This window comes from Prosthecobacter sp. Pr1 (genome assembly GCF_057652315.1).
Window position 1 is genome coordinate 291,507 of record NZ_JBYFBS010000006.1, and the last position, 11,809, is coordinate 303,315.

At 60.6% G+C, this 11,809-nt stretch carries 10 protein-coding genes; 7 read left to right on the forward strand and 3 right to left on the reverse strand.

The annotated features are described in order from the left end of the window. Window positions 1-46: 46 nt before the first annotated feature. Window positions 47-1,408, reverse strand: a complete 1,362-nt coding sequence (locus tag AC24GY_RS12980; protein ID WP_422318143.1) for a DUF1501 domain-containing protein — start codon at window positions 1,406-1,408, stop codon at window positions 47-49. A gap of 90 nt (window positions 1,409-1,498) precedes the next feature. Between AC24GY_RS12980 and AC24GY_RS12985 the strand changes: the two genes are divergently transcribed. From AC24GY_RS12985 to AC24GY_RS13005, 5 genes are read left to right on the forward strand one after another with little or no spacing between them, the layout of a single operon-like run. Then, complete coding sequence (locus AC24GY_RS12985; RefSeq protein WP_487683472.1) at window positions 1,499-2,485, forward strand: galactose oxidase; 987 nt, start codon at window positions 1,499-1,501, stop codon at window positions 2,483-2,485. Window positions 2,486-2,521: 36 nt separating this feature from the next. After that, on the forward strand, window positions 2,522-3,250 hold the full coding sequence (gene fabG, locus AC24GY_RS12990) for a 3-oxoacyl-ACP reductase FabG (protein WP_487683647.1): 729 nt from the start codon (window positions 2,522-2,524) through the stop codon (window positions 3,248-3,250). Between the two features lie 35 nt (window positions 3,251-3,285). Then, the gene (locus AC24GY_RS12995) at window positions 3,286-3,540 is read left to right on the forward strand and encodes a phosphopantetheine-binding protein (protein WP_422317303.1); all 255 of its coding nucleotides are present in this window, start codon (window positions 3,286-3,288) and stop codon (window positions 3,538-3,540) included. 23 nt (window positions 3,541-3,563) lie between these two features. Further along, window positions 3,564-4,574, forward strand: a complete 1,011-nt coding sequence (locus tag AC24GY_RS13000) for a lysylphosphatidylglycerol synthase transmembrane domain-containing protein (protein WP_487683476.1) — start codon at window positions 3,564-3,566, stop codon at window positions 4,572-4,574. Further along, entirely contained in the window at window positions 4,571-5,413 is an 843-nt protein-coding gene (locus tag AC24GY_RS13005) for a patatin-like phospholipase family protein (RefSeq protein ID WP_487683479.1), read from the forward strand. Before AC24GY_RS13000 ends, AC24GY_RS13005 begins: the two co-directional genes overlap by 4 nt. Here AC24GY_RS13005 and mfd read toward each other — a convergent pair whose 3' ends face one another. Together mfd and AC24GY_RS13015 are read right to left on the reverse strand one after the other, a co-directional pair. Further along, a complete protein-coding gene (gene mfd / locus AC24GY_RS13010) occupies window positions 5,414-8,653 on the reverse strand; it encodes a transcription-repair coupling factor (RefSeq protein ID WP_487683482.1) in 3,240 nt (1,079 codons plus the stop codon). 76 nt (window positions 8,654-8,729) lie between these two features. After that, entirely contained in the window at window positions 8,730-9,452 is a 723-nt protein-coding gene (locus AC24GY_RS13015; protein WP_487683485.1) for a hypothetical protein, read from the reverse strand. A gap of 199 nt (window positions 9,453-9,651) precedes the next feature. Between AC24GY_RS13015 and AC24GY_RS13020 the strand changes: the two genes are divergently transcribed. Then, a complete protein-coding gene (locus AC24GY_RS13020) occupies window positions 9,652-11,016 on the forward strand; it encodes a Gfo/Idh/MocA family protein (protein ID WP_487683488.1) in 1,365 nt (454 codons plus the stop codon). Between the two features lie 46 nt (window positions 11,017-11,062). Beyond that, window positions 11,063-11,782 carry an RNA polymerase sigma factor gene (locus AC24GY_RS13025; protein WP_487683491.1) on the forward strand — a complete coding sequence of 240 codons (720 nt, stop codon included), beginning with the start codon at window positions 11,063-11,065 and terminating at the stop codon, window positions 11,780-11,782. Window positions 11,783-11,809: the final 27 nt, after the last annotated feature.

Sequence of the window (11,809 nt, forward strand, 5' to 3'; positions counted from 1 at the left end):
GGCCACCTGTAATGCCTGAAGGGGGCATGGGCAAGCCGCCTTCCGCTCAAATCAGCTCGGGCATCGGCTGCCAGCCATCAACCAAATACTGCGGCCGACCGGTCAGATCGTTGAGCGTGGTCTTCACGGTGTCGATGCCCATGTGCTTGTAGAGCGTGGCGAAGACTTCGCCGAAATGGACGGGACGTTCGGTGGGTTCGCCGCCGAGTCTGTCGGTGGCACCGATGACCTGACCTGTGCGCATACCGCCACCTGCAAGCAGGGCGCCCCCGACACGGGGCCAGTGGTCGCGACCACCGTCTTTGTTCACCATCGGCGTGCGGCCAAACTCGCCCCAGGCGACGACGGCGACGTCTTTGTCGAGGCCGCGTTCATGCAGATCTTCCACGAGGGCGCTCATGCCTTGATCAAAGAGCGGCAGATGGCGCAGGAGCTGCGGGTAATTGTTGTCGTGGAAGTCCCAGCGGCCGAAATTCAGCGTGACCACGCGCGCCCCGGCTTCGACGAGACGTCGAGCGAGGAGGAAGTGCTCAAGATTGAGCGGAGCACCATCGCCGTAGTTCTTGGGATCACCTTTGCCGTAGCGTTCACGGGTTTTGAGGCTCTCCTGATTCAAATCGAGCGCGGTGAGCAGCTTGCTGGAGGTCAGCACATTCAGGGCCTGCTGATTGAAGGAGTCCATGCTGCCGACAAGGCCGCTGGCGTCGAGTTCGCGGCGGAATTTGTCAAAGCCGGTGAGCAGGGAGCGCCTGTCTTCGAGACGGTCGAGCGTGATGCCATTGAGCTGGAGATCATCCATGCCCGCGCCGTTTGGGCGGAAGGCGGCATGCGTGTTGCCGCAGTAGCCTGGATGCCCGGGCGAGCCATACGGCGGATGACCGGCTTTCGGAGCGAGGCCGATGAAGGCGGGCATTGCGGGATCGGCCTGGCCTTTGAGCTTGGAAACGACAGAGCCCAAAGAAGGGGGATCGGAAAGGCGGCCTACAGGAGCGCCGCCACCGTTCGGTGGTGGTGGCTTGCCAGTGTAGCAGATGAAGCTGTCGTGCGCACCGTTCGGCGAGCCGTACATGCTGCGAATCGGCACCAGCTTGTCCATGATCTTGGCGAGACGCGGCGCGTGCTCGGAGATGTGGATGCCGGGGACGGCGGTCTTGATGGGTTTATAAGGGCCGCGAATCTCCAGCGGCGCGTCCATCTTCAAATCATACATGTCCTGATGCGGCGGCGCACCGCACATATAGATCATGATTACGGACTTGAAGCTGCGGCCCGTGCGAGCCTCCGCCTCGGCCTTCAACAGTTCTGGCAACGACAGCCCGCCCATGGCGAGGCCGCCGATGCGAAGGAAGTCGCGACGCGAGACGCCGTCGCAGAACTTGCCGTGGGATTTGCCGGAAAGAGTGAGCATGAGAGTATGCCAAAATAAGCACTCAATGTGCCGGAACTATCATCAAAACGACGTTATGTGCCGGTCATGCTTCGCCCGCTGCTCTGTTTCATGTCCCTCATATTGACCGCCTCCGCCGCCGATTTGCCATGGTCGCCACTGCCTGCTCTGCCTGATGAGCGCGGTTTCGCCGGTTCGTTTGCCGGGGTGGTGGATGGCACGCTCATGGTCGCCGGCGGCACGCATTTCATCGACAAAATGCCGTGGGAAGGCGGCACGAAGGTCTGGTATGACAAGCTCTTCGCGCTGGAGAAACCCGATGGAGCCTGGCGGGTGGTGGGAAAACTGCCGAAACCCAATGGCTACGGGGTGAGCATCACGACTCCCGCCGGCTGGATCATCCTCGGCGGTGGCAATGCCACGGAGCACTTCCGTGAGGTGTTCTGGGTGCAAAAAGCTGGCCCACTGCCGCCGCTGCCAAAGCCCTGCGCCTTCATGTGCGGCTGCGAATCCGATGGGGTCATCTATATCTCCGGGGGCATCGAAACACCGGTGGCCACCACCGCCATGAGCACGTTTTGGTCGCTCGATTTGAAACAATCCGATGCGAAGTGGCAGGAACTGCCCCCCTGCCCTGGTAAGCCACGCATTCTGGCCTGCATGGCTGCTGTGGAGGGCGTGGTTCACCTGTTCAGCGGTGCGGCATTGCATGCGGGAAAGGATGGCAAGCCCGAGCGCGAATGGCTGAATGATGCGTGGGCCTACGAACCAGCTTCAGGTTGGAAAAAGCTGCCTGACATGCCCCGCGTGGCCGTGGCGGCTCCGAATCCTGCGCCAGCGGTCGATGGCAAGATTTACATCCTGGGCGGTGACGACGGGGCCAACGTCAATTTCGAGCCCAAGGAAAAGCATCCCGGGTTCCCACGGTCGATTCTGGTCTTCGACGTGAAAACGCAGACTTGGAGCCAGGCGGGCGAGGTGCCCTTTTCGCTCGTCACGACCAATGCCGTGCGCTGGAAGGACCAAATCGTGATCCCCGGCGGTGAGGCACGGCCGGGCGTCCGATCGCCGCAGGTCTGGAGTGGGGCGAGGAAGTGACTTGCAACTCCTCCCAGCGAACTCCAATGCTTGATGATGAGTCGTAGTATTTTGATCACCGGCGCAAATGGGGCGCTGGGCCTTGCCATTGCCGAATTTTTCCTGACACGGGAGGAAGACTGCCGTGTGTTTCTCGGAGTGCGGGAGCGGAGGGAGCGGGCGCAGGAGCTGGCCGGACGATTTTCGGACCGTGCAAATTTAGTGACACTCGAAATTACCTCTGCTGACGATTGGAAGGCAGCAGTGACCGAAATCGAAACCAAAGCCGCACCTCTCGGCGTCCTGATCAACAACGCCGGCTTCCATGAAGATGCGCTGCTGGCCAACATGGCGCAGGATCAGTGGTCGCGCGTTTTGGACGCCAATCTGAACGCCGTCTTCCACGGATGTCAGGCGGTTTTGCCGGGGATGATGCGGGAGCGGCAGGGGCGGATCGTCAATATTGCTTCGCTCAGCGCCATTTCTTCGCCGGCGGGACAAACCAATTACGCCGCCGCCAAGGCCGGAGTGATCGGCCTGACACAAAGTCTGGCCAAAGAATCAGCCCGGATGGGCATCACGGTGAACGCGGTCTGCCCCGGCTATATTGAGGGAGGACTGCCGGCCGACTGGACCCCGGAGCACCTCAAAGCACTCAAAATGCAGCTCCCGATGCGGCGTTTTGCCAAGCCGGCGGAGATCGCAGCGGCTGTTTTCTTCCTTGCGAGCCCGGATGCGAGCTATATCACTGGTTCGACCCTAAAAATTGACGGAGGCCTCCTTTAGCCTACCGTCTAGACCCTACGAAACGTATCCCCTGCATGCCGACCCGCCAGCGCCTCAAGGAACTAATGATCAGCGAACTCATGCTCGACATGGCCGCAGATGAAATCGGCGATGACACCCCTCTCTTTGGACCCGCAGGCATCGGCCTCGATTCCGTGGACGCCCTTCAGCTCGTGGTGATGATCGAAAAACACTTTGGCTTTAAAATGGCCGATCAGGATCAGGCCAAACGCATCCTGCAGAGTGTGAACTCGATCGCCGAGGCCGTGGACCAGAAGGCGGCAGCGTGACTCCCCTGCCCTAGCCCTGCGTTTTGAAACGCCTCATCTCCATCTCCCTGCGTCTGCTCATCAGCGGAGTGCTGCTTGCGCTGCTGTTTCGGGAGCATGATCTCATCGCTGACATTTTTCCGCGCCTCCGCGCCCTGGTAACGAACTGGCCCTGGGCGCTGGCCGGGATCTCCTTTGCGTTTCTCTCGCTGTTTCTGGCAGCCCTGCGCTGGCACATCATTCTGCGCGGTCAGGTGCCGGATCTGCCGTTCCATGTCGTGCTCTCCACGGAAATCGTCAGCGCTTTCTTCAACATCAGTTCCGTCGGCGTGGTGGGGGGCGACACCTACAAGATCATGTCACTTTCCCGGCGTCTGCCCGGACAGACGATGCCGGTCAGTGTGTCGCTCGTGCTGGATCATCTCACAGGTCTTATCTCCGTGGCCGTCTTGTTCGCGGTCTGCATGCTGACGCGGGCCTCTCACTGGAATGAAATCGGCCATGACCTGCGCATGCTGATCACGGGTTATGCCATGTATGTCGGCGGAGCGCTGGTATGCCTGGTGATCAGCTGGTTTTCCTTCAAACCCAGCCTGCTGGCCTGGGGACGGCGCGCGTTTCCCCGCACCATGGGCAATCCCAAGCTGGCCGGACTCATCGAACGCCTCTCACGGATTCATGAAGTGGCTGCCCGGCTCTGGCAGCGCACTCTTTCGGCCGCAGTCGTTTCCACAGGCATGCATGCGGCTTTTTTCATGAGCTTTTACTGCGGCCTGCGCGCGGTCGGCGGCGCGGCACCTGTGCTGGATGTGCTCACGGCCATGCCTATCGTCGATGCAGCGGCCTCACTGCCGGTTTCCATCTCAGGGCTCGGTGTGCGTGAGCGCACTTTCGAGGCCCTGCTGGCAGGTCTGGCGAATGTGCCGGAGGCTGTGGGCGTTTCGGCCTCTCTGGCAGGCTGGATCTTCAATCTGTTCTGGGGCATCGTGGGAGGCGTGATATTCCTGCGCGCCAAGCATTCCGCCATCATCGCGCCGGAGGCGCAGTGCGCATGAGTTCACCACCGCGCATTGCCATCGCCCTCGGAGCATCGTTCATGGGTTATGCCACTCATGCAGGCTTCCTGGCGCGTCTGCATGCGCTGGGGGTGCGTCCGGTCGCTGTCTCCGGCTCTTCAGCAGGGGCCATCACCGCAGGTCTTTACGCCTCAGGACTGGAGCAGGAAGTCATCCGGCAGGCGGTGCTCAGTCCTCGCCTCCATCTGTCATTTGCCATGCGCACCAAGTGGCTCTGGCACCAGCTCATAAGCAGCTTCTTTTGTCCTCATCCCGGCTTGTTCGACCCCCGGGGAGCCATCTCTCATTTCGAATCGGTCGTCGGCAAGCGGACCATCGAATCTCTGTCGAACCCCCGATTGCTGATCGCCTTGAGCGATCTGTCAAAACAAGAAACCCTTTTCGTTCGCAGCGGGCCGCTGGCCACGGCGATGGCGGCCAGCTCCTGCGTGCCGATGCTCTTCACGCCGCTTGAGTTTGAAAACCGCATGTGCACCGACGGCGGTGTCGCGCATGAGTCGCCCATTGATCCTTGGTTCACGGATGACGGCATTGATCACATCATCATTCACCGCATCGACCAGCCACAAGGAAAACCACCGGTGATGCCTCTGTCCCGTCTGATGGCCACCATCGCCGCGACGCATGCATCGATGAACCGCCAGATTCTGAACGACCGCATTGAACTGGCCCGCCTTCACGGCAAAAAACTCACCATCATCACCACGAACCACTCACGCCCTTCGCCGTTTTTTCCGGGACGGCTCAAGCAGTGTTATGAGCTTGGGGACGTTACTGGGCAAAAGCTTTTCGACGCGGAGCTGTCGAGCCACGTCTGATCACAGCGTCCGCAGCATCTCCAGCGTCTCAGCGAGCTGCTTGTGACCTTCTCGCGAACTGAGGCGCGGGAATTTGCCCTGGATCATGACGAACTTGCCATTGCGCGTGAGCATGAGTTTGCGGTCTTTGATTTCGACATCGCTGATGCCAACGTGTGCCGCAGCGAGGCGGATGGCGGCGCAGGTGAGCAGGTTCTGCACGGCATGGGGGAGCTTTTCACCAAACTGGTCACGCCACTGGGCTTCCAGTTCCTCAAGCTCCTTGCGGGTCATGATCTCGCCAACCTGGCGGTAGGCGGTGATGCGCAGCTTGAGGTCTTCGATGAAGGTGGAAGGCAGGAAGGCCGGTGTGGCGTGTTTTTCCGCCTGCACCATCATGGCCTCGTTCATGACAAGGAAGTCTGAACGCAGCCCGACTTCGACCGGGCGTGCCACGCGGCGGCCCTGCATGCGGGCGACGCTTTGCTTGAGCATCTGGCAGTAGAGATCAAAACCGACGGCGGCGATGTGCCCGCTTTGCTCGGTGCCGAGCAGATTGCCCGCGCCGCGAATCTCCAGATCCCGCAGCGCGATTTTGAAGCCGCTGCCGAGGCCGGCATACTGCTTGATGGCGTTCACACGCTTGCGCGCATCGCCGGCTGTGACGGCGTCCTGCGGCAGGAGCAGGTAGGCATGGGCCTGCACCCCGCCACGACCGACACGCCCGCGAAGCTGGTACAAATCCGCGAGGCCGAATCGGTCGGCACGATCAATGATGATGGTGTTGGCATTGGGAATATCGACGCCGCTTTCGATGATGGTGGTGCAAACCAGCACATCCGCCCCGCCATCGACAAAGGTGTGCATCACATCCTCCAGCAGCTCGCTGTCCATCTGGCCATGGCCGATGATCACGCGGGCCTTCGGGCATAAATCGCGAATGCGCTGCGCGACTTTTTCGATGGTCATCACGCGGTTGTGCAGGAAGAAGACCTGTCCGCCACGCTCGATCTCCGCCTCGACGGCCTGCTTGATTGTGCGCTCGTCGTAGGGGCAGATCATCGTCTGCACGGCCTGCTTGTTCGGCGGCGGTGTCTCGATGGTGCTCATGTCACGCATTCCCATGAGCGCCAGGTAGAGCGTGCGTGGAATTGGCGTGGCGCTGAGTGTCAGCACATCGACGAGGCGGAAGAGGTCTTTGAATTTCTCTTTGTGCTTCACACCGAAGCGCTGCTCCTCATCGATTACGGCGAGGCCGAGGTTTTTGAAGCGGACGTCTTTGGAAATGACGCGGTGCGTACCGACAACGATGTCCACCGTGCCCTCAGTGATGCCACGCAAAATTTCACGTTCGCGGTTCGGCGGCGTGAGGCGGCAGAGCATTTCGACGGACACGGGAAACTCGCTCATGCGCTGGCGAATATTCTCCCAATGCTGGCGTGCCAGCACCGTGGTGGGCACGAGGATCGCCACCTGGCGGCCGCCCATGACCGCTTTGAATGCCGCACGAATGGCGACCTCCGTTTTACCGAAGCCGACGTCGGCACAGAGCAGCCGATCCATGGGTTTTTCAGCCTCCATGTCGCGTTTGATCTCCTCCACGCTGCGGAGCTGGTCCGGGGTTTCACGATACAAAAATGATTCCTCGAACTCGACCTGCCACTTCGTATCCGGCTGGTGCGAATACGCCTTCAGCGTCTGCCGTTCTGCCGCCACGCTGAGCATGCGCACGGCGAAGTCCTCGACGCTTTTCTCAGCGCTTTTGCGCGTCTTCTGCCAACGCGCTTCGCTGAGTTTGCTCAAGGCGGGTGCTTTGCCGCCGACACCCACGTAGCGTGTGACCAAGTGCGTGTGAGCCACGGGCACAAAGAGCTTGGCACCTTCGGCGTAATGCAGCACGAGCACCTCCTCGCGCTTGCCGGAATCACGCACCTCGACGCCGCCAAAGCGGGCCACGCCGTGCTCGGCATGCACGACGATGTCGCCCTCACGCAGGTCGCGCATCACGTCGCGCGCCTTGCGCAGCACCTCGGCTTCATCAAGCTTCGAGCCGCGCACGCGGCGGATGTTTTGATGACGGCCAAAAATTTCCGCCCCGGTCAGCACCGCCAGTTTGGCCGCCGGCACGGTGAAGCCGCGATACAACAAACCCAGCTTTGTTTCGAGCGAGGCAGGAAGGCCGCTTTGAAGTTCCGCGAAGCGTTCACGCTCGGCCTCGTTGTGGAAAAAAATGACGGTGCGCCAGCCGTCACCATGCCATTCGCGAATCTGACGGGCGAAGTGCTCACGCCGTGCTTCATGCAAAACAAAGTCGGACGCATCAAAGACCCCCAGCGGGTTCTCATGAATCGCCGCTGAGTAATCCTCCATGCCCTCGACAGGCGCCGCACCACTGAGGATGCGTGCGTGTGCCTCGCCCTCGCAGTCGATGGTGACGACGAAGTCGTCCTTGTGCAGGTGCTCCCGCACCCGAGAGGCTTCCTCCGCATTGTCATTCATCTGCAGAATGACGCCCACGCTCTCAAGCCGCTTGATGGATGACTGATTGTGCAGGTCGAAAGCGCGAATCGATTCGATCTCGTCATCGAAAAACTCCAGTCGCAACGGCTCTTCCGCCTGCCAGGAGAAGAAGTCCACGATGCCGCCGCGACGGGCGAACTGACCGCGCTCGGTGACGACAGGCACACGCTCGTAGCCTGCCTCGCTCAGATCACGCAACAGATCCTCCACATCCAGCTTGGCTCCGATGCTGAGTGTGCGGCGCTGGCTGGAGATTTCGGCCAGGGCAGGAGCGGGCTCGTCCAAACTTTCCGCGCACAGGACCATGACCGGCGCGTCTCCTTCCATCATGCGGCCAAGCACCCCCGCGCGCTCCGCCAGCAGTTCGGGGTCAATCAAGGCATCGTTCACCACCTGTCCAAGACGCGGGAAATACAATGCGGGACACTGCCATACACCGAGCTCAGCATGCACGTGATCCTGCGTCTTCACGTCCGCGCACAAGATCCAAACGCGACGCCCTGGCAGGGCCTTCTCCGCGTGCCGAACCATGAGCGCCGCCGCAAAGCCAAAGGCCTGCGGCGTGACGTGGTCGAGCACCAAGTCTGTTTGCTTGAGTTTTCGCTGAAATTCGGCAGCGGCAAGAGTCAGATCCACCAGACCGAGCGCATCCCCCCGCGCACGCCCGGAGGGAGGTGGTGGTTGGCGGTTCGCAGCCTTCTTCACGGCGCGAGGTTTGGTGGCGCGCTTGACGGGGTCCAAAACAAAGCGCCGGGTGAAAACACCCGGCGCTGCATATCAGCGTGCGAAACGCGTAAATTCAAGGCTGGGCCGTGAACTATTTCGGACTTGCGTTGGACTGGGACCTTGAACCGTTTGCCTGCGGCTTGCCCACGGCAGCCACCAAAAGGTCATCCTTGGTGGCCCACTTCGTAACTTCACGTCCGTTTTTATCAAAGATACGCACTGCAAGCCCACCCATGCCATCCGACTGGATGGCGCTGTCGCCATTGGCCCAGTAATAGCCGCCCGCGAGTTCTTCTTTATGCAGGATGACTTCTGCGGTGTCCACGGTCGCCGTACCGGAGCCGGCGATCATGGCGACTTTGCTGCTGCCGGAAGTTTCGATGCGAGCCGCGCCTTTGCCCTTGCCGGAGTCTTCCCGGCGGAAGCACCAATAATCGACACGCAGGTCACCGACCGCCGTGGGCTGGCGATTCCTGATATTGATTTTGTAGATCCAGGTCTCCTCTTCGTGAGTCACGGCCCCCCGCTTCGTGCGGGTCTGATTGAGCTTTTTCTTGGTGTAGGTCACGTCAAAGCTGTACTTCGTGTTGGCGTCCGCCCAGTCGGAGATGACTTTTTGATCTGCGGGAATGAAGCTGTTGGCAGCCACATTGAAGGTGCGGCCATCGGCCGTTCGTTTGAGCATGACCTGTCCCCCGGAAGCTGCCAAAATCTCCGCGTCGAGTTTGCGACCTTGGAGGTCGGTAAATTCATGGGCAGAAAGCACCGGAACAACAGCAAGGAGGCACAGACTGGCGAGGATGTGAAGTTTCATGGCGGAGGGGTGTCAGGATTAACGAATGGATGCTAGTATTTTTAGCCGCTGATCGTCAACCAGTTTTGCCAACGTGTCATGCAACTGTTCTATTAGTCAACAGTCTAATTACTACGACTGTTCAACCGATTACGCATGAGCTCAATCCTTGGCGCTTGCCTGAAGAACCGCTTTAGCCAACGCGTTGATATTCAAAGCCATGAAAGCCTCAACCCAATTCTCCCGCCGCCGATTCCTTCAGGAGTGCTCCGCAGCAACCACGGCACTGGGCTTTCCCACGCTGATCCCGGCATCCGCCTTGGGGAAAAATGGTGCGGTCGCTCCGTCCAACCGCACGACCCTTGCGTTGATCGGCTGCGGTGGTCGCGGTACGGATGTGGTGAAAAATTTCCTGCAGGATGAGCGAGTGCAGGTCATCGCGGTGTGTGATGTGGAGCGCGAATCCGACCGCTACAACAAGGGCATCATCAAAAAGGCGGGAACACTGGGCCGCGAACCGGCGCGACGTTTGGTGGACCAAACTTACGGCACTCAGGGCTGCGGCACGCATGAGGATTTTCGCGAGGTGCTCGCGCGCAAGGATGTCGATGCCGTTCAGATCGCCACGCCGGATCACTGGCATGCGCTGATGGCGGTGGCAGCGGCGCGGGCGGGAAAAAACATCTACTGCGAGAAGCCGCTGAGCCTGACCGTAGGGCAGGGCCGTTTTATGAGCGATGTGGTGCGTGACAGCAAAGTCGTGTGGCAGACCGGCAGCCAGCAGCGCAGTGACATCCATTTCCGCATGGCCTGTGAATACGTGCGCAACGGCAGGATAGGCAAACTGACACAAATCCGTGTCGGACTGGCGAGTGACAACCGTGATAACAACGGCAGCGCAGCACTCACCGCGCCTGCGCCGGTGCCGGAAGGATTGAACTACGATTTCTGGCTCGGCCCAGCGCCTGATGCCCCCTTTTGTCCGGCACGACTGCACTCGAACTGGCGCTGGTTCTTCGACTACTCCGGCGGCAACATCACCGACTTCGGCGCGCATCACCTCGACATCGTGCAATGGGCGCTGGGGCAGGATGAGAGCGGCCCGGTCGAGTTCTTCGACCTGAAGGCCACCTGGCCCGCTGCAGGCAGTCTCTATACCACACCACCGACTTTCTCCTTCGCCTATCGCTACGAAGACGGCACCACGGTGCGCGTGGCTGACAAGCAGGACTTCGGCTCCGGCATTTCCTTTGAAGGCGAAAACGGCAGTGTTCTCTGCACCCGGGGCAAGCTGGAGATCAAGCCCGACTCGCTGCGCAAGCCGCTGGCCGAAAGCGATGTCCGTCTCTACGAGAGCAAGGATCACTTCCGCAACTTCATCGACGCCATCCAGAACGGCGTGAAACCCGCCGCTCCGATTGAGTATGCGCACCGCAGCATCACCATCGCGCATCTGGCGAACATCGCCCTGCGGCTGAACCGCACCAAGCTGCGCTGGGATCCGGCGAAAGAGCAGATTCTCGGAGATGAAGAAGCTTCGGCCATGCTGACACGCCCGATGCGCAGCCCATGGCAGCTGGTGTGATTTGCATGTAACATGGGGTCGCGTTTCCTGAAGAAACGCCGCCAACATGCCAGCCAGCCCTGCTCCTTCCCCACTGTTTGCGACCACTCGCTGGTCCGTCGTGCTGGCGGCGAAGCACCAGGATTCCCAGCAGGCCATGGAGACGCTGTGCCGGGCCTATTGGTATCCGTTGTATGCGTATGTGCGGCGCGATGGTCACACCCCACACGATGCCCAGGATCTCACGCAGGAATTTTTCGCGCGACTGGTGGAAAAGGACTGGCTGCGTGCCGCCGGGCCGGAGCACGGCCGCTTTCGCACCTTTCTGCTCGTGGCGATGAAGCGCTTTCTCATCAACGAATGGCACAAAAGCTCCTCACAGAAACGTGGTGGGCACATCACGCATGTGCCGCTGGATGCAAAGGATGCCGAGCGTCGCTTTGCGAGCGAGCCTGATCTGGCACCGGATGCGATGTTTGAGCGGCGTTGGGCGATGACGCTCCTGGAGCAGACCTTGGCCACCCTGGAGGCCGAATTTGCCGCATCATCCAAGGCGGGAGATTTTCAGGCGCTGAAGCATTGCCTCACACTTGATCGCGGCAGCATCTCCTACCCGGAACTGGCAGCCCAAATGGGTTGCAGTGAGGGTGCGGCACGCGTGACTGTACACCGGCTGCGCAAGCGTTTCCGTGAGCTGTTCCGAGCCAGCATCGCCGCCACTCTGGCAGAAGGGGAGGATGTGGACATGGAGCTGCAGCACGTGGTCGCGGTGCTGAGCAGCGTTTGATGGGAATTCGCTTGTAACACGGCTGCA

Bases quoted from the DNA above. Each gene is read 5' to 3' on its own strand.
- AC24GY_RS12980 (WP_422318143.1), bottom strand. From the start codon at position 1,408: ATGCTCACTCTTTCCGGCAAATCCCACGGCAAGTTCTGCGACGGCGTC.
- AC24GY_RS12985 (WP_487683472.1), top strand. From the start codon at position 1,499: ATGTCCCTCATATTGACCGCCTCCGCCGCCGATTTGCCATGGTCGCCA.
- fabG (WP_487683647.1), top strand. From the start codon at position 2,522: ATGAGTCGTAGTATTTTGATCACCGGCGCAAATGGGGCGCTGGGCCTT.
- AC24GY_RS12995 (WP_422317303.1), top strand. From the start codon at position 3,286: ATGCCGACCCGCCAGCGCCTCAAGGAACTAATGATCAGCGAACTCATG.
- AC24GY_RS13005 (WP_487683479.1), top strand. From the start codon at position 4,571: ATGAGTTCACCACCGCGCATTGCCATCGCCCTCGGAGCATCGTTCATG.
- AC24GY_RS13015 (WP_487683485.1), bottom strand. From the start codon at position 9,452: ATGAAACTTCACATCCTCGCCAGTCTGTGCCTCCTTGCTGTTGTTCCG.
- AC24GY_RS13020 (WP_487683488.1), top strand. From the start codon at position 9,652: ATGAAAGCCTCAACCCAATTCTCCCGCCGCCGATTCCTTCAGGAGTGC.
- AC24GY_RS13025 (WP_487683491.1), top strand. From the start codon at position 11,063: ATGCCAGCCAGCCCTGCTCCTTCCCCACTGTTTGCGACCACTCGCTGG.